This window comes from Fibrobacter sp. UWB16 (assembly GCF_900215325.1).
Classification (GTDB): Bacteria; Fibrobacterota; Fibrobacteria; order Fibrobacterales; family Fibrobacteraceae; genus Fibrobacter.
Genome location: NZ_OCMS01000001.1, coordinates 1,060,327 through 1,082,020 on the forward strand (window position 1 = coordinate 1,060,327; position 21,694 = coordinate 1,082,020).

The 21,694-nt window shown below is 48.6% G+C and carries 15 protein-coding genes; 8 read left to right on the forward strand and 7 right to left on the reverse strand.

Annotated features, from left to right (window positions below; translation table 11 throughout):
* Positions 1 to 15 precede the first annotated feature (15 nt).
* Complete coding sequence (locus tag CRN95_RS04380; RefSeq protein ID WP_097020179.1) at positions 16 to 1,962, reverse strand: FISUMP domain-containing protein; 1,947 nt, start codon at positions 1,960 to 1,962, stop codon at positions 16 to 18.
* Between the two features lie 297 nt (positions 1,963 to 2,259).
* On the opposite strand from CRN95_RS04380, the gene CRN95_RS04385 reads away from it, so the two are divergent.
* Positions 2,260 to 3,837 carry a biotin attachment protein gene (locus tag CRN95_RS04385; RefSeq protein ID WP_088630524.1) on the forward strand — a complete coding sequence of 526 codons (1,578 nt, stop codon included), beginning with the start codon at positions 2,260 to 2,262 and terminating at the stop codon, positions 3,835 to 3,837.
* A 209-nt stretch (positions 3,838 to 4,046) separates the two neighbouring features.
* On the opposite strand, the gene CRN95_RS04390 is transcribed toward CRN95_RS04385, so the two are convergent.
* The 4 genes from CRN95_RS04390 to CRN95_RS04405 form a co-directional block, all read right to left on the reverse strand.
* A complete protein-coding gene (locus CRN95_RS04390) occupies positions 4,047 to 4,787 on the reverse strand; it encodes a hypothetical protein (RefSeq protein ID WP_235002869.1) in 741 nt (246 codons plus the stop codon).
* Between the two features lie 91 nt (positions 4,788 to 4,878).
* Positions 4,879 to 7,368: a hypothetical protein gene (locus CRN95_RS04395; RefSeq protein ID WP_097020181.1), complete on the reverse strand. Its 2,490-nt coding sequence runs from the start codon at positions 7,366 to 7,368 to the stop codon at positions 4,879 to 4,881.
* Positions 7,368 to 8,642 (reverse strand): hypothetical protein, encoded by a 1,275-nt coding sequence (locus CRN95_RS04400; RefSeq protein ID WP_145993958.1) that lies wholly within the window; start codon positions 8,640 to 8,642, stop codon positions 7,368 to 7,370. The genes CRN95_RS04395 and CRN95_RS04400 overlap by 1 nt, the downstream gene beginning before the upstream one ends.
* A 180-nt stretch (positions 8,643 to 8,822) precedes the next feature.
* Positions 8,823 to 10,037, reverse strand: a complete 1,215-nt coding sequence (locus CRN95_RS04405; RefSeq protein ID WP_235002870.1) for a sensor histidine kinase — start codon at positions 10,035 to 10,037, stop codon at positions 8,823 to 8,825.
* A 176-nt stretch (positions 10,038 to 10,213) separates the two neighbouring features.
* On the opposite strand from CRN95_RS04405, the gene CRN95_RS04410 reads away from it, so the two are divergent.
* The 7 genes from CRN95_RS04410 to CRN95_RS04440 all read left to right on the forward strand — a co-directional run bounded on the left by CRN95_RS04410 (position 10,214) and on the right by CRN95_RS04440 (position 17,896).
* Entirely contained in the window at positions 10,214 to 11,065 is an 852-nt protein-coding gene (locus CRN95_RS04410; RefSeq protein ID WP_088630519.1) for an RNA polymerase sigma factor RpoD/SigA, read from the forward strand.
* A gap of 119 nt (positions 11,066 to 11,184) precedes the next feature.
* Positions 11,185 to 12,969, forward strand: coding sequence for a S41 family peptidase (locus CRN95_RS04415; RefSeq protein WP_097020184.1), 1,785 nt, complete (start codon positions 11,185 to 11,187; stop codon positions 12,967 to 12,969).
* A 21-nt stretch (positions 12,970 to 12,990) separates the two neighbouring features.
* Positions 12,991 to 13,764: an ABC transporter permease gene (locus tag CRN95_RS04420; RefSeq protein WP_235002871.1), complete on the forward strand. Its 774-nt coding sequence runs from the start codon at positions 12,991 to 12,993 to the stop codon at positions 13,762 to 13,764.
* A gap of 18 nt (positions 13,765 to 13,782) precedes the next feature.
* Positions 13,783 to 14,106, forward strand: coding sequence for a DUF721 domain-containing protein (locus CRN95_RS04425; protein WP_088630517.1), 324 nt, complete (start codon positions 13,783 to 13,785; stop codon positions 14,104 to 14,106).
* Positions 14,107 to 14,127: 21 nt separating this feature from the next.
* On the forward strand, positions 14,128 to 16,068 hold the full coding sequence (gene gyrB, locus CRN95_RS04430) for a DNA topoisomerase (ATP-hydrolyzing) subunit B (RefSeq protein WP_073423581.1): 1,941 nt from the start codon (positions 14,128 to 14,130) through the stop codon (positions 16,066 to 16,068).
* Entirely contained in the window at positions 16,069 to 17,073 is a 1,005-nt protein-coding gene (locus tag CRN95_RS04435) for a polyprenyl synthetase family protein (RefSeq protein WP_097020185.1), read from the forward strand. It abuts the gene before it with no gap.
* A gap of 130 nt (positions 17,074 to 17,203) precedes the next feature.
* The gene (locus tag CRN95_RS04440; RefSeq protein WP_097020186.1) at positions 17,204 to 17,896 is read left to right on the forward strand and encodes a hypothetical protein; all 693 of its coding nucleotides are present in this window, start codon (positions 17,204 to 17,206) and stop codon (positions 17,894 to 17,896) included.
* Between the two features lie 58 nt (positions 17,897 to 17,954).
* Here the strand turns inward: CRN95_RS04440 and CRN95_RS04445 are convergent, their stop codons facing one another.
* Both CRN95_RS04445 and secD read right to left on the reverse strand, forming a co-directional pair.
* Positions 17,955 to 18,887, reverse strand: a complete 933-nt coding sequence (locus tag CRN95_RS04445) for a magnesium transporter CorA family protein (protein WP_014545607.1) — start codon at positions 18,885 to 18,887, stop codon at positions 17,955 to 17,957.
* A 194-nt stretch (positions 18,888 to 19,081) separates the two neighbouring features.
* Positions 19,082 to 21,688, reverse strand: a complete 2,607-nt coding sequence (secD, locus tag CRN95_RS04450) for a protein translocase subunit SecD (protein WP_088630513.1) — start codon at positions 21,686 to 21,688, stop codon at positions 19,082 to 19,084.
* Positions 21,689 to 21,694: the final 6 nt, after the last annotated feature.

The following is a 21,694-nucleotide window of genomic DNA, read 5'->3' on the forward strand; positions in this document are numbered from 1 at the left end:
TTTTTTAAGCTTTTATTACTTGCACTTGGAATTAGCAAGGTTCAGCAAGTTCTTATAAGCGGCCATGCACCTTCTGTGATCTTTGGTGCCTTCAACATAAGAATAGCATTCGCCAAGCTTGTTATTAGCCATATCGCGTTCCTTGCACTTTTTCGGAGCGGCTTCGGCAGCCGGCTGAGCCTTCTGCTGTTGCGGCTGGGCAGCCTTGATCGGAGCATCATAAGAGTACACGAACACTTCAATACGGTTGTTCTTCATGCGGTTATCCGGAGTCGTATTCGGAACGAGCGGTTCATCGCCACCCTTGCCCGTCGCAATGATGTCCTGACCCGAGAGGCCTGCCATCAGCAAGTAGCTTTTCACTTCTTCGGCGCGCTTCAGAGCAAGTACACGGCTTCTTTCCGGACGGTCAAGGTTATCCGTATGAGAGACAATTTCAATCGTCTTGCCGTTATAGTTTCTCAAGTGGCTAGCAAGTCTGTTCAAGCCGTCAGAAGATTCGCGCGTAAACTTGGACTGTCCCACACCGAACGTCACACCCTGCAAAATGAACTTTTCGAGGATGGTCTTGTTCGCCTCATTTTTAACGTTATTCGCCGGAGCAGCAGGAGCCAGAGAAGTCTTCACAGCCGGTTTTGCAGAAGACGGAGCGTTCTTCACACAACGGAGCTTATTCGTATAAGCGTCACCATGCTTGAAATACGGAGAAGCCTTTTCACGAATGGCATTGTACTTCCAGTCCACATAGGTCATTTCGTTACCGTTGCTGGAGGCCGTCCAGTAGCCACGCTTGAAGTCAAAATTCAAGCTGCACGGATTTTCCTTCACATCGCGATTGGTTCTTGCACGCTTGTCGTTTGCACGCAAGTCAAAATCAGAAGCCTTCGAGAAAAGCTGTTCGTATTCAGCCTGTTCAGGGACATGCCAGCCACTCGGGCAAGCACGACCAAGGCTTCTGGCTTCCATTTCGTCCAAGCGATCGAGAATCAAGTCTTCAGCCATCCACACCTGGTCGCCAATCTTGAGCGTCCTATAAGTCTTTCCGGTCTTGTCCATCACGCCGCCTAAACGGTCCTTGCATGCAGCTTCCCAATTCTGGATGCAACGCACAGAATAGCCATTCGCCTTACGGCCCTGGAACGCAAACGTTTCGAGATTCTGTCCTCTGAAGCTCATGGCATCAGCGCGGTCACCGCCCTTTTCATCGCCAAGCCAGAAGAATGCACGGTTGCCAAGGTCGATATAGCGTTCGCCATCGACATAGTAACCGCCGTCAACTACTCTAAAGCCGTTCAGATTAAAGTCCTGGTAGTTGAGATCATCGCCCATCGGCAAGCTCCATCCATCCGGGCAAGCCTTCTTTGCTGCGTTCCACGTATAAAGTCTACCGTAGTTTTCGCAATTTTGGGTACTGTTGTCGTAGCAGTAGCTTTCCGGCAAGCGGAACTTCAAGTTTTCGGCCATCCAGACGCGGCCACCAATCTTTACTGTAGAATAGCGTTCGCCATCGCGGTTGTCGATCAAGAGGTTCTTCGACTCATCGTATGTCGAAGTATTCTGGTACTTGTTCGAAGCATACTGGTTCTGCTGAACCGGCTGAGTAGGACGCAAACCCTGCAGGGCACGTTCTTCTTCAGAAATGCTGCAGTCATATTCCTGCGGAAGCTTGCCGAAATAATAGTTGTACTTATCCGGCGTAATCCAGATTTCGCTACTACCAACAGACGAACGCATAAAAGAACGCGGATAATTGACGCATCTGTAGAGCACATTGGCGCAACGATCGTCCTTCTTTTCCGTTCTATACGTGTCCTCCATATCCGGACAGCGCCAGTAGCAGGAATTACCGAACATATCGTCAAAGCTACAGGTAATCACGGTTCTGTCGCCAGACGGAGCGGCAAACGCCGAACCGGCAGCAAGAAAAGTGGTAGCTACAGCTAGAGCGTACTTTTTATTCATAAAGACTCCGTATTCCAACACAATTGATGTGTAATATTTGATTAGGACAAAAATACATTTTTCACAATACGTATTTTTTGATGATCCAATGAATTAAAGAGTTTCAACAGCACTCAAAAAAGAAAACTTTTGTTTACATCCAAATTCCTATCTTCAGGCTCCAAGTTCTAATTTTTGAGCTCTAAATCATCCCACATTTTCCCTCGTCACTCGACTCTAGTCTCTCGTCTTTTCTATCTTTGACCCCGTATTTTATTGTACAGTAAAACAAGGGACTAAATCCCACAGGAAAACATTATGAAAAAGATTCTGTTCCAAGACACCTCGTTCCGTGATGGCTTCCAGTCCATCTTCGGCGCTCGCGTGTTCATGAAGGACTTCATGCCTGCCGTTGAAGCAGCCGTGAAGGCTGGCATCACCCACTTCGAAGCAGGTGGTGGCGCCCGTTTCCAGGCTCTCTATCAGAACTGCGGTGAAGACGCATTCGACATGATGGACGAATTCCGTCGCGTTGTCGGTCCGAAGATCCGCCTCCAGACTCTCGCTCGTGGTATCAACGTGGTTGCTCTCGCTCCGCAGCCGCGCGATATGATCAAGCTCCATGCCGACATGTTCAAGAAGCACGGCATGACCCGTATTCGTAACTTCGACGCTCTCAACGACGTCAACAACCTCATTTACTCCGGTAAGTGCATCACGGACGCAGGACTTGAACACGAAGTCGTCGTCACCATGATGGAACTTCCTCCGGGATGCGACCTCAACGCCGCTCACAACCCGGAATTCTACGAACGCATCCTCCGCAACATCTTGGACGCCGGTGTTCCGTTCGCTTCCGTCTGCTTCAAGGACGCTTCCGGTACGACGAACCCGACCAAGGTCTACGAAACGTTCAAGCGCGCTCGTAAGCTCCTCGGCGATAAGGTCGAACTCCGCATCCACAGCCATGACACTTGCGGTACTGGTGTGGCTCAGTACAAGGCTGCTATCGAAGGTGGCGCTGATGGCGTCGACCTCGGCCGCAAGCCGCTTTCTGGCGGTACGGCTCAGCCGGACCTCTTCTCCATGTTCCACGCCCTCAAGGGTACAGAATACAAGCTCGCCCTCGGTGAAGACAGCATCGTCGACGATCACATTCCGGAACTCATGGAAGCAAACAACGTCGCTGTTGAATGCCTCAAGGACTACAACTTCCCGCCTGAAGCACGTCAGATTACGACCGACGTTATCTTCAGCCCGATGCCGGGTGGCGCTCTCACGGCTAACACGCTCATGATGCGCGAAACCAAGACCTTCCACCTCTTCCCGAAGGTTATCGAAAACATGAGTGAATGCGTACGCCGCGGTGGCTTCGCTTCCTCTGTGACGCCGGTTTCTCAGTTCTACTTCCAGCAGGCTTACATGAACACCTTGAACCAGGCTGCCGGTCGCGGTACGTGGTTCAAGATGACCGAAGGCTACGGCAAGATGCTCCTCGGTTACCAGGGTAAGACTCCGTGCGAACCGGATCCGGAACTCGTGAAGATCGCAGCCGACCAGTTCAACATGAAGCCGTTCAAGGAAGCCTATCCGGGCGTCCAGTGCGCAGAAGAAATTCTTCCGCCGGGCATTCCGGCTGCAAAGAAGCTCCTCGAAGAAAATGGTCTCCCGGTCAACGACGAAACCATCTTCATCACGGGCTGCCTCCAGACGAAGGCTGGCAACAAGGGTATCGAATTCCTCAAGGGCAACCGCCACATTGGCGTGCCGAAGAAGGATCCGAACGCAGCACCTGCTGTCGACACCAAGAACATGAAGGCCGGTGCAGCAAGCACCTACCGTATCGCCCTCGGCAACCAGAGCTGGGACGTTCAGGTTCAGACCCTCAGCAAGTAAGAGTTTTCGCGAAGTTCTCTGGGCTTCGTTCAAGACTTTACAAAAAAGACTTCGAGCATCCGCTCGAAGCCTTTTTTATATTCCCCAAAACGCAGAAAGGACCTCAAGAAAATTCTTGTGGTCCTTATTTTCAAAGGAAATGAAGGAAATATATGAACAGAGAAATATTCAGAACAAACTAGACCAACATTTCACTCAGCGAGCATACGCTAAAAGCTAAACGTCTTGCCGACATTCACACCATAGCCAACTTTTTCTACAGCAAAGATACCGCCATGGAATCCAGACGGATGGAAGTAATTCAGCATGAAGCCGATATTCATCGTCTTGAGCCACATGAAGTCCGCATCCAGAGCAATCACGCCATACTGTCCGAGCCTTGCGCCAACGCGAGCTGCAGAATAAAGCTTTACGCCATATCCTTCATCGTCATTTTCGGCAAGAATCTTCCCAAGATCGTCACGAACGTCATCGAAATCGCCACCACCTTCAAACAGCTGAATACCGGCGCCAAGTCCCAAAATCATAGGGCCAACGTCAAAGTCAGCACCGATGGCGATACGTTCCTGCAAGCTCCAAAACGAATACTTTTTCTTCCCTTCCGAAGACGCAAGCCAAGCCATATAGCCATCATTGCACTTGCTCGCTTCCGAGCAATCGAACGAAGCCTTACCGCCCTTGCCTCCAAAAGCCGCTTCTACGTACAACGGAGACGCAGCTCCAAGAGGTCTATAATTCAAGGCCGCCGTTCCGCCAGCAGAAAAGCCATCCTTGACGTTAAGCCCCGTCATCTTCGCACCTCCATAAGCATCAACAGACAACGCCATCGAAGACGAATTTCCATTAACAGCGACACGAGGCTGATGAGCCACAATCATCTGAGACGACCCCATCGAACTCAAATGCGGATTCAAGCAACCGCACAACGACAAAGCTGCCACAGACAGCATACAAAAAAGTATTGATTTTTTCATTTTGTTCTCCAACTTATTTGTTTTATGCAAACAATATATCTTATTTCGTTTAGCATAACAAGCCACGCTAATTCAGCATTATCGATTTAATAACACAACGTTCGTTCACCTCCACTGACTGCAGATTCAAGCGGTGAGCGGATTTGGAGCTTTTCGGAGTGACATCCGTATCGATAATTTCATCCAACGGTAAAATTTTTCGAACAAATCCATTTTGCAAACTACCGTTATCAAGGTTTGATTTCAAAAGTTTTTTTGAGTCAAAATAAACGAGTGTTCGCTGGCAAGTTCCAGGCCAATAATCAACGACAAGATTGTCATAATCATCCATAGAAACCATCTTGCCCAATTCAATATAAACGCCATGGCGTGCCCGATTATACCTAATCTCAAGTCCTGAACCAAGTTCATCGGCATAAAGACCGACATGGACATCCGAATCCCAAGGGAAATACTCATACGAGTTCGGCAAAATTGTCGCCGAAGCTATTTTCGGCGGAACCTGAGTTTCACCACGGGTATTCAATACCATATGCGGGTTTGCGACAGTCACATTCCCTCCATCCGAATTCAGTACAAGACGGAACCAGCGCATTCCATTAAGCGCCCCATCATTTGCAGGCATCTGCCAGCGGAGCGTATGGGACATTCCATCAACAGGGACAGAGACCTCGTTAAGTTGCAAAAAGCCGGAACAGTTTTTCAATCGGCAGACAAGCAACTCAGCCTTCATCCAGTTTCCCTTCGGATTTTCTACCTTGACGTCCACTTCAAAAGATGTATTCGGCAAGATATTTCCACCATGGTCCCATAACGCCACCTTTTTCCAGCCCGCCGGAGCCTTAAATTTTACAACAGGATTCTTTTCCGTCGCAGCAGCGTCATAATCATAACGAGCATAGGCAAAAGGTATTTCCTGAACAGCGCCAGCATTAAGAATCATATCCGGCATTTTTGTCCAATCCATGCAACTCGTATTCGGAGAGAAATAGCCGACCAGTTTTGGATTCCTATACCGTCCAAGATCATAATCATAATCATACTTCGCCACTTCGCACAAAATACGCCACATATCGACCTGCATTCCATTCAATACAGCCGCATTCAAAGCGCCATTTTCAAAAGGCATCTCAATATGGCGCCCACTAATCGCTTCTGCAAAACGCGGATGCGTCGGATCAACGGCAAATATCGCATTCGCCGTACTCCTTTCTCCTGGATTTTCAAACGGGAATCCCTGATGAGATTGTGTAAAGCCGCAGTCCGAAAGCATCGCCAGTTCACCATTGCATTTCATGTCCATGGCGCTCACCGTCGGAATAAAAGTACTTCTATCCTGTTTCAACTCATCTTCTTCCCAAGAAGCATCCAAATCAATGTCAAAGAAAAGGGCATGAGCCTTCATATTTTCGGGCATGGCATCCAAAAATCCATTTCGAAGCGAGTTGTAGATAGTCGCAGCAAACGGATACGTCGAGCCCTGAATAAAGTCATACGTTGAAGAGCCCTTGCGTTCCCTATATTGGGCATTTCCCGTCTTTTCCTTTAAACGGTTATAACTGATTTCTCCATCTTTATCAGAATACGACAATCGACTGACCACAGATCCCAACGTAAACGGCCCTTTCTTTACAGAACGCTGTAATCGGTAATATTCATTCTTATGAGCAGGGCTTTCCCCTTTCAGTTGCCCCTGTGCAATAAGAACCGCCGGGAATCCCTTATATTCCGCAGCTTTGCGATAATCTTCGAAGAGAAACCTTCCTTCCGTTCCTAAATGAGATTCACAGACCACCCCAAAACATGTATTCTCATAGAATAAAAGGTCTCGTGCTCCTTTCGACATCAACACATCCTTAAACATTTCCGCCGCAGAAGATCCGCCAACCTGCCCCCAAAAAGCAACCGTACTAAGAAGCCCAAGAGGCATCACAGCACCTTGATGAGGCGAATCCAGCGACGAGAACAAGCGAATTGGCGCATCCGTTTTTTGTCGGTGCGTATCGTACAAATAAGCACCATACCTTCCAATAACACCGCCTTGACTAATCCCCATAATGACAAAGCCATCGTCCTTGGCACCTGGGAACGGGAAATGCAGATTGTTATTCAAAAAAGAAAGCAAACGTCTCAAGGTCTCGGAATTATCCTGAAGCGATGTTCGAACCGTTTCCATAAACTGCACAAGGACAGGAGTATAACCAAGACTCTTGAGAATCTGAGGCAATCCAACCTGTTGCAAATCATTTTGCAAATCCGTCAACGTTCTTTTTTCAACAGGGTCAAGATTAATGCCGTCAATAATCAAGAACGGACGTTCCAGATAAATCCCGGACGGCGATGTTCCATCTTCAGGAGCATCCATAAAACGAACGCCCACCACGAACTTGCCATCACCACAAGGATTCCCAACAGCATCTACACCTGACTTGGCCAAAAGCAAAGTGCTTAGACAAAAGCGGTCCTCAGAATCCACATAAAAAGGGTAATCCTTAATCGCAGCAAAACAATGAGTCGATAAAAAGACTATAAGAGTAAAATACAAACAACGAATCATTATTTCACCTCCACAAACAGATTCTGTTCAACAACCTTTTCGCCATTTTTAAGCTTGACAACAATTTTCTGTATACCAGAGGACGGAAACTCAAGTTCGAGCCGCCCCTTTAGCGGAAGAGCCTTACACGTTCCAGAAACGCAAACCGAGACCGAAGGCAATTCCCTTAGCTTTGTCACAATAAAATAGGGGTCAAGCAAAAGACTTATTTTAGAACATCGCACATACGACGTCGGAAGCCCCGCCATGAGCAAATGTGCATTTACATTCTGATTCATGGAGCATACAGAATCTGCACATGCACTATAGACATAATCCAAATCAGCAACAAGCAATGGAATAACCGTATAGTCCGATTTTGCGGCAACCGCTTCGGCCTCAAAATAAAGTTGCTTCGGATTCGCCACCGCATTTTCACGCAGACGATTGCGCACAACAGAATACAAGTTATCGTACCATACCATTCTTGAATTTCTAGGAGTCATCTCCGTCGCACGAACATTGTTCATGATTTTCATGTGCTCGAATTCACTCACGAGAAAATCAGCATTCGTTGTAGCAATGAAATTATTTCTCTCTTGAGGCGTGTATGCGGCGCTAAATTCAGACTCTACCGCAGGCAACAATCGCGCATCGCGATGTTCCGACCACGATTCCACATTGGTAAATTCATATTCCCAAGAGACCGCATCCGCAACAGTTCCCGTTGGCAAAGAACCACCAGCAGCACCACTTTTTACGCAACTGAATTCAACATCATCGATAAAAAGCGTCGTATATTGATATTGCGGAACATGGAACAGCCCCACGCCCACATTAGCAACATCAAAAGCCCCTGTTACACCAAGGCTTGCAAGCGGAATTTCAAGCGAATGCGTTTTATCAGCCGTAAGCGTTGCATAATAAACGCCACTTTCCGATGAAGCGCTCTTCAGCCATACACCCAGTTTTGCATTTTGCGTTGCACGCACCTTCAAACGAAGGACTCCTCCATCCACATGCAACGGAAGCGATGGAAACGAAAGCAATCCTTTCCAGTCCCCTTGCACATTCTTAATGCCCGACAACCGGATATACGGAGCAATCATTCCATCAAGGTTTCCCCAGTTCGCCTTCCATTCCGGCGGCTCCGGGAAACTTCTCCCCGCTTCAACCATTTGACCATTGTCGCTACCGTCAGTATACAGTGCGACGCCCTTACATTCCGAAGCAAAGCCTTTGAAAGCCAACAAGGCTCCCGCTAAGGCTATGCCCTTAAACATCCTATACGTCATAGGATTTCCCTTTATATTTTTTTGATGATTCGGCCAACTCAGCCGTGATTATATAGAGAACGATATATGAAAGAATGTAAGTAACTATATAAGAAATCGCCTTAGGATAACCCAAGGCGATGAATAAACTACAATAATTTTTTAATTGTGTAAAGGGGTTAATAAAAAATTTTGTGATTTTTATTTTTTCAAATGAATAATCAAGTCACTAATATAAACATCATCGACAATATTCACAGAATACTCATAAGCTCCCATATAAATTAAATCTAGACGCTTTTCAAAAGTAGAAAGCCCTAGCCCACTTCCCTTGCGGCTCGACTTTCTCGGGAAATTGGAATTTTCAGAATGGAAGTGGAGTTCATCGCCAGCCTGCGTAATGGTGATATGCGCAAAGCTCTTGCCATTTGGATTCACACAATGCTTCATCGCATTTTCCATCAAAGGCATCATCAGCAACGGCTCTATCATCATGTTCGGATTATCAAGTTTTACATCAAAGACAAAATCAAAACTTTCATCGAGACGGAGTTTTTCCAAGTCCGCATACTTTTGCAAAATTTCCACATCTTCTTGCAATGGGATATACTTGTCCTTGACCTGGTAAAGCATCATTCTCAAAAGTTGCGAAAGTTTGTTCATCGAACTTTCAGCCCGCTTCGGATCAATCTGGATTAAAGCAGAAATGTTATTCAAAGTATTAAAGAGAAAATGCGGACTCAGCTGGTTTTTCAAAAAATCTAGCTCGTACTGCAATTCCGAGCGTTTCTGTTCGCGCAAAATAAACGCACGCACAATCTGTCGGAACATCACGTGGTACAGCACGCAAAGAATGCAAACAAACACAACAAGGATAGTAAACGATATAACGGGCCAAACGCCAAAGTGTCCTTTAACAAACGAGAAACAATAGGAACTAAAGAAGTCACCAACCCCTTCGTTCGGAGAACGTTCCATCACAAAGAACGCCACTTCTCTAAAGAACAACGTTGCCACCACTAAAACGGAATTACAGACAAAATACGTCGCATAGCGTTTTTTAAACACAAGCTGCGGCACCAAAAACTTTTGGTTCAAGATAAAAACGAAAACCGTACTCAGCATGGGCAAATAAAAGCCCACAAGCCCTTTAATGTTCACACTCATATTCAGCGCATTTGTCGGGTCCAGAATAAGCACCAACGGGAACAAAAGCATGAACAGCCAAACTAAAAATGCAGGCAAAAAGAGCGGAATAGGGAACTGAACCAAGTCGCGTTCGTCTTTCAAGAGCTCACGAAGCCTGTTTTCATTGCGTTCAAAGCCGATTTCTTGCAAAACGGCGAATTTGTTACGAGTTCTTTGGAAAAGACCTTCACACTTTTCAGTGTTATTTGTAGAAACTTTGTCATTCATACTAAAAAATTTAGTCATTTGACCACTATCTTGGCCCGTCATGACAATTTCGTGACAAAAATCACGAACTTTTTTAACAAAAACTCAATTTAACTTTTGCACGCACCATTCTAAGTAATGACACAAGGAATTCAATCTGGAGGTAAATTTGATAATGTAAAAATGAGGAGGTCACCATGAAAACCCTTAACAATCGAGATCAGAAAGACATCTACATGCAATACCTGAACGACATTTCTCGTTACCCGTTGCTCACAAGAGAACAGGAAACGGTATTGCTCCAGAAATCCGCCGAAGGCAACAAGGCAGCCTTGGACATGCTGGTCAACTCCAATCTTCGCTTTGTCGTGAACATCGCTAACCTCTACAAAGGTCGCGGTCTCGACATCATGGAACTGATTAACGAAGGGAACATGGGACTCATTGAAGCGGCTCGCCGTTTTGACCGCTCCCTCAAAATCAAGTTTATCAGCTACGCCGTGTGGTGGATTCGTCAGAACATCACCCGCGCTCTCTCCGAAAAAGGCCGCATGATCCGCATTAGCGCCGAAAAGGAACTGATGCTTCGCCGTTTCAACCGTCACGCAAAGGACGTTCAGCAGGTCATTGGCGGAACTTACACCGTCAACGCCCAGTCGCTCGAAGGCCTTTCCAAGTACAAGGCTAACGACATCGAAAAGATTTTGATGATGGGCAACACCACTTCTTCACTCGACGCCCCTGTCAACGAAGATGGCGATGCAACACTTGGCGATACCATTTCCGATTCTCAGAGCCGTACCGATGAACTCGCCGATAGCAACAACCGCACCGAAGTTTTCGACAAGGTCATGGACAAGAACCTCTCCAGTCAGGAAAAAGAAATCATTAAGCTCTATTACGGTTTCAAGATGGATTCCGACCTGAACTTGAAAGAAATCGCTCCGATGGTGGGTCTTTCCAAGGAACGCGTGCGCCAGCTCAAGGAAAACGCCTTGAACAAGCTCCGCGAAGCCAACGTCGAACGCCTCCTTTGCGAAGCTGCATAACACGAATTTTTGCTCCCAACAAGTTTCATACTCTCTCCTTTCGTAAAAAAACCGGCTATTCATAGCCGGTTTTTCCGTATATAGTGGTGTTTTTTTATAGGAAATTGTATCTTTATCGCATGATGTTTAAATCTTTTTGTTTCCGCTCTGTATTTATGGCTACGCTGTCCGCGCTTTGCTTCGCGAACGCTGCAACCGAGAAGAAAACTCCTCCTGGAGATTTTTACGATGAAGTTTCGCGTTTGAACAAGGTTCTTTCCGAAGTCAACCGCAAATACGTTGAAAACGTCAACCCGACGGAACTTACGGACGCCGCCATCAATGGCATCAGAAACATTTTGGATCCGCACACAACGGTTTTCGCGCCCAAGGATTACGAAAGCCTCCGCGTTTCGATGGAAGGTAAGTTCGGTGGCGTCGGTATCACGATCAGCCTCCGCGACAACATCCTCACGGTTATTTCGCCGCTTTCCGGCACTCCGGCATTCAAGCTCGGCATCCGCGCTGGGGACCGCATCCGCAAAATCGATGGCAAAGAAACAAAGGGCATGTCGCTTGATGACGCCGTCAACAAGCTCCGTGGTAAAATTGGCACCGATGTGACGGTCGCCATTGAACGAGAAGGTGTTCCCGATCTCATGGACTACACCATCACCAGAGCAGAAATCATCGTCCACGCTGTTCCGTATTACGGCATGGTCACTCCAGACATCGGCTACATCAAGCTCGCTACCTTTAGCGACAAGACTACAAGCGATGTCGAAAACGCCCTCCGCAGCCTCCAGAAGCAGGGCATGAAGAAGCTCATCCTCGACATGCGCTACAATCCGGGTGGACTTCTGAACCAAGCTATCGAAATCAGTGAACTTTTCCTCAAGCCGGGTAACGTCATCGTGAGCACCCGTGGCCGCACCCAAAAGACCGAAAGTGCCGCCCGCAGGACTCCGCTCGTGAAGCCGGAAGTTCCGATGGTCGTCCTCGTGAACCAAGGTTCCGCCAGTGCCGCTGAAATTGTCTCTGGCGCACTGCAAGACTGGGACCGTGCCTTGATCGTCGGTAAGACCTCGTTCGGTAAGGGTTCCGTGCAAACGATTTTCCCGCTGGACAATGCTGGCAACGCACTCAAGCTCACAACAGCTTTCTACTACCTCCCCTTCGGTCGTTGCATCAACAAGCCTGAAAACGGCATCAAGGGCCTCACCCTGCAAGACGAAGAATACGAAGATGAAGAAAAAGACGCCGCCAAGACTGATTCCGTGAAGGCCGACACTGCCAAGCGCGACACGTTCTACACGAACAACGGCCGTATGATGTTCGGTGGTGGTGGCATTAAGCCGGACGTCGATGTGGAACTCGATCCGATGCCGTGGGTTGTCCAAGTCCAGGAACGCATGGCCATGTACTTCAAGTTCGCCGTCAAGATTCGTCCGAGTCTCGAAAAGGCTCAAGTCAAGGTGAACTCCGAATGGGCCGTGCCTGATTCTCTCTTCACGCAGTTTAAGGCATTCTGCAAGAAAGACACGAACTTCATGAAGGTCAAGAGCAACGCTCTCGTCGGCGTGGACCAGCTTGAAAAGAGCATCATCCGTGAACAGAACTACATGGGTGACAGCGCCAAGACCATCTCTGATTCTACGCTCGTGAAGCGCATCAGCGAAATGCGCAAGGCTCTTGAAGATAACCGCGATGCCCAGTTCGAAGCCAACAAGGACTACATCAAGGACGGAATCAAGCGCGAACTTCTCACGGCATTTGTGAACGACTCCGTCAGCACGGCCTTCTCGCTCAAGCGCGACAAGCAGCTGAACGAAGCCATCAAGTACCTGAGTGACACGCAGCTTTACAAGAAAGCCATCAGCGCTCCGCCGAAACAGAAGAAGAACGCTGCAAAGCCTAAGAAGTAACGGTTCAATTTGATTTCTTTAATGAACAAAATGGCCGAAGGCCTCGGACGAGCCGTAAGACGCTTCCTGAACAAGGTGGTGGGTTACGTGCTGTTCATCTGGGAACTGTTCAAGAACATTCCCGGAGCCTTCACCAATTTGCACACGACTGTAGAACAGATGCACCATGTGGGCATCACGAGTATCCCCGTGGTGTTCGCCGCCTCGCTTGCAACAGGCGCCATTATGTCTTGGCAGCTTGCCTACCAGTTTGGCGACATGATCCCCATGATGTTTGTGGGCATGGCCGTCGGCAAGTCCGTGATGGTGGAACTCTGCCCAATTCTTACGGCGATGGTGCTTGCAGGGCGTATCGGCGCTTCGATGTGTTCCGAACTAGGAACCATGGCGGTTACAGAACAGCTTGATGCATACAAAGTATTAGGGCTCAATCCTTACAAATATTTGCTTGCGCCAAGACTGATTGCAACCGTCATCATGCTTCCGGTGCTCACTATTTTGAGCATTTTCATCGGCATTGTCGGCGGTTACGAAGTCGCCCACCTTTACAAAGAAGTTTCGTGGTCCGTGTTCTTTTACGGAGTGCGCATGTTCTACCAGAACTGGGACTTGGTCGTGGGCCTTATCAAAGCAACACTTTACGGATTCTTCATTTCTAGTTACGCTTGCTTCTTCGGATTTTTCACCCATAGCGGTGCAGAAGGCGTTGGCAAGAGCACCAAGGCAACCGTGGTTGCCGGCATGACAAGCATCCTTATTGGCGGGTTCACCCTCTCCAAATTGCTGCTTGTTTAACGCGATAAATTTGTACAAATGTTCGAAACAAAACGCACGAGCAACAAGAGCTATACGGGGAACAAAGTTCAGGACATTCAGGTCCTTTTAGAGCGCGTTCTCCAGAAGAATCATATCACCGAAGATATGAACTTTAAGACCATCTCGGAGCGGTTTTCAGAGGTGGTTGGCCCCCTCTTGGTAGACCATGTAAAGCCTGAGAAAATCGACAAAAATATATTGGTGCTTAAGGTCGCCAATTCGGCGTTAAAGTTCGAAATGAACCTCCAAAAAAAAGCTATTATTGGTAAGTGTAATGCCCTCTTAGGGAAGCCTTTTATTCAAGGAATACGATTCGTCTAAGAGGGGTTTAATAGAGGAATTATGGCAGAAGAAACAGAAGAAGTAAAGAAGGCGGAAGCAGATTATAGCGGTTCAAGCATTACCGTTCTCGAAGGTCTAGAAGCAGTTCGTGTCCGCCCTGCAATGTACATTGGTTCCACCGATATTCGCGGGCTTCACCACCTCGTTTGGGAAGTGGTCGATAACTCCGTGGACGAAGCTTTGGCTGGCTTCTGCAACCATATCGAAATTTCGATTTTGCCGGGTAACGGCATCCGCGTCACCGACAACGGCCGTGGCATTCCGACCGACATCCACCCCAAGGAAAAGGTTGGCACCATCCAAGTCGTGATGACCAAGCTCCACGCCGGTGGTAAGTTCAACAACAGCTCTTATAAAGTTTCCGCCGGTTTGCATGGCGTGGGCGTGAGCTGCGTAAACGCACTTTCTAACAAGCTTATCGTGACCGTGCGCCGCAATGGCCGCGTTGTCCGTCAGGAATTTGCACGCGGTATTCCTTGCGGTCCGCAGGTCGACATCGGAGAATCCGACGGAACGACCGGTACGTCTGTTGAATTCTATCCGGACGATACAATTTTCTCCGAAACCGTTTACGTGTACGACACGCTCGCCACGCGTTTCCGCGAGCTCGCATTCCTCATGAGCGGTCTTCGCTTGACGCTTACCGACGAACGCGATCCGGAACACAAGCAGACCGATACGTTCTGCTTCCCCGGTGGTGTTTCTGAATTTGTGCGCTACGTTGATGAACACCGCACTCCGCTTTTTGCAGAACCGATCCACTTGGTTCTCCCCGACGGACAATATCCGCTCGAAGTCGCCATGTGGTACAACGACGGTTATCAGGAAAACTTCTTCAGCTTCGTCAACAACGTAAATACTTACGATGGCGGTACGCATGTAACGGGTTTCAAGACAGCCCTCACCCGCGTTATCAGCAAGTTTGCACAAGACATGCCGAAGGGCAAGAAAGAAGCGCAGATTACCTCGGACGATATTCGCGAAGGTCTTACTGCCGTTATCGCTATCAAGGTGTCGCAGCCGCAGTTCGAAGGCCAGACCAAGCGCAAGCTCGGCAACTCCGAAATCGCTGGTTACGTGGCATCCGCATTCGGCGCCAAGCTCGAAGAATACTTCCAGGAAAATCCAGCTGCCGTCAAGATTATCTTGGATAAAGTTTATAACGCCGCTGTGGCTCGTGAAGCAGCCCACCGCGCACGTACACTCGCCCGCCGCAAGAACGTTCTTGAAAGTGGCGGCCTTCCGGGCAAACTCGCCGACTGTTCCAGCCGCGACCCGAAGGAATGCGAAATGTTCATCGTGGAAGGTGACTCTGCAGGTGGTTCTGCAAAGATGGGCCGTAGCCGTGAATTCCAGGCCATCCTCCCGATCCGCGGTAAGATATTGAACGTCGAAAAGGCAAGCCTCCATCGCGTGCTCGACACCGAAGAAATCCAGAACCTGGTGAACGCTATCGGTACTGGCATCGGCACGGAATTCAAGATTGAAAAGCTCCGCTACGACAAAATCATCATCATGACCGATGCTGATGTGGACGGCTCTCACATCCAGACGCTTCTCCTCACGTTCTTCTTCCGCTACATGCGTCCGTTGATAGATGCAGGACATATCTTCCTCGCTATGCCTCCTCTGTACAAACTCAAAATTGGGCAGAAGGAACGCTACTTGTTCGACGAAAACGAAAAAGACAAGGTCATGGCCGAAATCGAAGACAAGAAGAATGTCGCGATTACCCGATTCAAAGGTTTGGGCGAAATGTCGCCGGAACAGCTGAACGACACGACCATGAACCCGAAGACACGATTCCTCAAGCAGTGCCATGTGGAAGACAGCGTCCTTGCCGACCAGATTTTCAGCATGCTCATGGGCGAAGACGTGGAACCGCGCCGCAAGTTCATCGAAACGAACGCATATAAAGTCTTGAACGATTTGGATATTTAAATGAGTCCGACGAAAGCCGACTTCAAAGCCGTTTTATCACAGGCTCGCGACTTGGTCAAGTTAGAGCTGGACCAGACAGAACAAGTCATTATGCAGGTGGCAAAGAACGCCCCTGCAGGGATTAGTGACCGCCTTGTAACGCTCTTTAGCCGCAAAGGCAAGCGCATCCGTTCGACGCTCCTTTGCCTGCTCGCAAATTGCGGTGCTCAGAAACCGAACATAGACCGTGTAGCACACGCCTGCGCAGCCGTAGAACTTTTGCACCTCGCAAGCCTCGTGCACGATGACATCATCGATGGCACAGACGTCCGCCGCGGGCAAAAGACAGCCCATCGCGAATGGGGTACGCAAGTGGCCGTGTTGATTGGCGACTATGTGCTTTCGCAGTCCATGCGCTGCGTCATTGACGAAGAAGCGCGCAACATTCCAGTTATCATCTCCGATGCAGCCGACAAGCTCATCATCGGTGAAATCATGGAACTCGACCATTGCGGCGACATGGGACTTTCTCGCAAAGCTTACAACGAAATCATCGATGGAAAGACCGCAGCGCTCATTGACGCTGCAGCGCGCATTGGTGGCATTTTGGCAGGTTTCGATCAGCCGATGGTTGATGAATGCGCCAAGATGGGAACGCACTTTGGCATCGCCTTCCAGATTATCGATGACCTGCTGGACTATGGCTATGGTTCCGTGAACATGGACAAGGCGAAATTCACAGACCTCTCGAACGGACTTATCACGCTGCCACTCCTTTATTACTTCGAGGACTGCACCGTAGAAGAACGCCGTGAAATGGAAAGCTTTATCGCAAAGGCTTCTGCAGAAGGCATTCCCGAAAAGATTCAGGACCGTCTGTTTGCAAAGAAGAGCTTTGCGAAGGCAAAAGCCGAAGCCCAGGAACACTTGGAACAAGCGCTCGCCATTGCCGACAAGTTCCCGAAAAGCAACTTCACCGAAGAAATTACCGCCATGTTCGCCAGCATGTCGGAACGCGGGAACTAAGGCGGCTACGAAACAATACAAAGTAGACTAAAGCCACTTTTACAACGCTTTCTAAAAAAGACAACGTACCAAACGTTGTCTTTTATATTATTTTCTTTACAAGTGTTATGGGGCACAAGAAGGAGATTTTATGAAAAACAAGCTTTGGGGGCTTGCCATTTTGCCGTTATACTCGGCGTTTTTCTTTGTAGGCTGTGCACAAAATAATCCAACCATATCTATAAACCCGACCTGGACTGAAAAACCAACAAAAATTACCGTTGTCTTTACAGAACCTTTTGTGGATAATGTTGACGACCTCGAAGACGATCTAGAAGAATACACCGAAAAATTTACCGACTGGTACAAGGCTGAACTTAAGAAAAACTACGACAGCCTTGTCCATAAATCCATTGATGTGGATTTCAGGCAAGTCAATATTGCAGGCATGAGCATTGAGCACGATTCTGTAGGAACAAAAGAATTCAACATTCCAAAGCCTTCAACGATCAATATGAATGAAGGCTACTACATCGCTATTTCAAATGCGGGCTTCAGCCGCAAAGAAGAAACATACGCCTACCAGGCTTATAGCAATTCAAATTATTTATTCGGTAGCGCACTTGATTCTAGCTACGTAAAAAATTCAGGGAACGTCATTACAGACAGGGGACTTTGGTTCTTCGCCGATTACGCCATCTACAACCAGTCCGGCGAACGAGTCGCCTTTGGGCACGAAGCTTTCCACAACAAGTTCCCATACGCCATGCACCGTAAGCATTGGGAAAAATGCGTCGCGGAATTTGTGAAAAAGAGTCTCGAAGAGACCCCAATTCTGAATTAAGCCATCAAAAAACGCGGCCATAACGGTCGCGTTTTCAATTCAAATGCCGAAATCCAGTTTACTTTTTGCGCATCCAGACAGCCAAGAAGACAAACACGGAGAGGAAGCAGATGGCGATAATAATCCAGAACGCCACCGGAGAGCCGACGGTCGCATCGCCGTTCATACCAAACGGGAGCTTCACGTTCATGCCGAACAAGCTAGCGAAGAACGTCGGGAGCGAAATAGAAATCGTCACGATAGTGAGGTTCTTCATCAACTGGTTCACGTTGTTGTTGATGACACTTGCGCGAGCATCCATCATGGATGTCAAAATGTTCGCGTAAATATTAGCCTGTTGCAAGCTCTGCCCGTTTTCAATCTGAATATCTTCCAAGAGTTCGCGTTCAGCCTCAGTCCAGTTGAGGCTACGACCAAGCTGCAACTTGCGCAATAGCGTATCGTTACTGTTCAAGGCGCTCACGTAGTAAATCAAGCCCTTGTTCAAGCTGAACATCGAGAGCAAATACTTGTTTTCCATCGACGTATTGAGACGGAGTTCCAAGTCGTCATTGATGCGGTTGATGATCTTCAAGTGTTCATTGAAGTGTGCAATCGCAAAGCTCAGCACGCGGAGCACAAACGTATTCAGACTGTCGATTTTCGAGAACTTGCGTTCATCCATCACCGGGATGTCGCTGTCCGTAAGGAGCAAGACCCAGTCCTTAAAAATGAAAATTCCAAAAGATTCCACGCGGAACTGGAAATTATCCTCGGCAGAGTAATTCTTGGGCTTCTTAAACACGATGGTCGTAAAATCATCGTCATATTCGATACGGGAAAGTTCGTCCGAGTCAAATGCGGAGGCAATCGTATGTTCCGTTATCTCATATTCCTTAACAAGGATGCTGCGCTGTTCCTGGCTTAAAGAACCCATCATAACGATGTCAGCAGCTTCTTCGTTCGGAGCTACTGAGAGACGACCGGATTCGATTTTGTAATACTTGAGCATACCGCCCCCTTTATCGAACATGGGCAATATAGAAAATTAGTCGAAAGTCGAAAGACCAAGGATGAAAAAATTCCATTAAAAACAGCAGATAATAGCAAGAAAAGCCCCGGCACTAAGCCGGGGCTCTCTAGTCTTAAATCTGTAGCCGCGTGGTTCGGCAGGCTCACCAACCTAAGCGGCGTACTCTCGTCTAATTACACACCCTTCTTGAACTTCTTGCTCCACCAGAGAACGATCGGAGAGCAGACGCACACAGAAGAGTAAGTACCGATGAGGATACCGAAGCACTGAACGAGACCGAAGTCGCGGATGGAAGAGCCACCCTTAACAGCGAGAACCACGCAAACGAAGAGCGTCGTGAGAGAGGTAATCACCGTACGGCTGAAGCACTGGTTCAAAGAGCTATTGATGGTCTGTTCGTACTTAGCAGAACCGAAGATAGCAGTATTTTCACGGATACGGTCGAAGTTCACGATGGTGTCGTTGACAGAGTAACCAATCATCGTGAGGAGCGAAGCGATCAAGGCGCCATCGAAAGAAAGGCTGAAGGCAGAGATGAAGCCGAGCGTAATGATGGTATCGTGAATAAGGCCAAGCACAGCAGCAACGCCGAAGCCAAGGCCGAGCTTACCGAATCGGAACCACACGTAGAGAGCGATACCGAGCCATGCGAGAATCACAGACAAAATAGCATTGAAGCGGAGTTCCTTACCGATGGTCGGACCGACAGCGTCCTTAGCCACAATTTCGCACTTCTGGTTAGCGGCTTCGAAAGCCTTAGCCATGGCGAGTTCGAAGCTTGTGTCATCGCCGCGAACGCTGATCTGGTAGGAGTTAGCAGACGTACCGCCGAGAGAGCGGACGCGAGCCCCCTGGATGCCAGCCTTGCTCAAAGCCTTGTTCAAGTCGGTTTCGTGCTTGGCGTCATCCTGATACTGAATCGTATAGACCTGACCACCCGTGAAGTCGATGCTGAAGTCAAAGCCCTTCACAGCAATGCAAGCGATACTTGCAATAAGGAGGATGATAGAGAGAGCCTTGAACTTGCCACGGTTCTTCATGATCTGAAGGTTAGCATTGTTCAAAGTCTTGAAGCCAGAACCGATAGAGAGCGTCGTTCTGTCGCGCTTAGCAAGTCTCCAGTCGAACACGGCGCGGGAAATCGTGATAGCGCAGAAGAGAGAAGTGAGGATACCGATCGTAAGAGTGAGACCGAAACCCTTGACAGAACCCGTACCAATCTTGTACAAAATAAGACCCGTCAAAACAGTCGTCAAGTTGGAGTCCAAGATGGCGCTGAATGCACGTTCATAACCCTTGGCGACAGCGGCGCGAGCAGTGAGGCCGTTCTTGAGTTCTTCACGGATACGTTCGAAAATAATCACGTTCGCGTCGAGAGACATACCGACGACGAGGATGAAACCAGCAATACCCGGGAGAGTAAGCGTGGCGTTAAACACGGACATCACAGCGGCAGTCACGAGAGCGTTGACCATCACGCCGATACTTGCGATGAAGCCACCGAGGCGGTAGTAAGCAACCATGAACACCAAGCAGAGCAAGAGGCCGATAGCACCGGAACCGAAGCCCTGGACAATGTTTTCTTCACCGAGAGTTGCACCGACGCTACGGCTTTCGATGATCTGCATCGGAGCCTTGAGTGCGCCAGCCTTGAGCACAACAGCGAGGCGGTTTGCTTCAGCCATGTCATCGAGACCTGTAATCTGAGCTTCGCCGTTCGGGATACGGTCACGGATGACCGGAGCGGAGATGACCTGGTTATCGAGAACGATAGCCATCTGCTTACCGACGTTAGCAGCCGTAACAGCAGAGAACTTCTTAGGACCGATGCCGCCGAACTTGAGGTTCACGGCAACTTCACCGGCGCTCATACCATCGCTGACGCGGTACGGACGAGCATCCGTGATATCGTCACCGCCCATTTCTGCACGGCGCTTGAGGAGGTAAAGACGCTTGGCCTTGATGTTAGCATCGCGGCGGAGCTTTTCGAGACCGCTACCGAAAGCGAAAGCGACATCGCGCGGGATGAGCTTCTGCACGCCTTCAGTGGCAAGGAGCTTCTTAACCTTTTCGACGCTTTCTTCAGCAATGAAACCGCCATTGCCGAAAGAGAGGAAGAAAGAGGAAAGGGACTGTCCGACCACGTCTGCCGGAGCGGCTTCTGCAGCAGCGGTGTCCTTCTTTTCTTCAGCCTTGGCAACGCCACCAGCGAGAAGTTCATCATCAGACAAGGTTTCCTTTTTCACGGAATCAGTCTTGACGGAGTCCGTCTTAGCGGAATCAGCAATGATGTCGGTCGTCTGGCGAGTGAGGTACTGGTCGATAAGGCCAACAACCTGCGTAAACTTTTCAGATTCTGCGAGGATCTTGAATTCGAGCTTAGCAGTAGAACCCACGAGAGCCTTAGCCGTAGAGTCATCCACACCAGCCAGTTCAACGACAATGCGGTCGTCGCCAGTCGGAGAAATCTGCGGTTCAGAAAGACCGTACTGGTCAACACGGTTACGAATAATTTCAAGAGACTGTGCCTGGATGTCCTTAATATCTTCGCCATCCTTGAGGCTAGACTTGTCGATCTGGAGAGTGATGCTCGTACCACCGGCAAGGTCCAAGCCGAAGTTGATAGACTTTGTGCCCAGCTTCGGATTTTCCTTGAGGAAGGTCTGCTTGGCTTCACCCTTCTTGGAGTGAACCTGAATAGAAGGCCATACAGTGTAGGCCGAAAGAATGATGACTGCGAGAATGATGAATTCTCGGAAGCCGAATTTATGTTTATTCATTTGTAA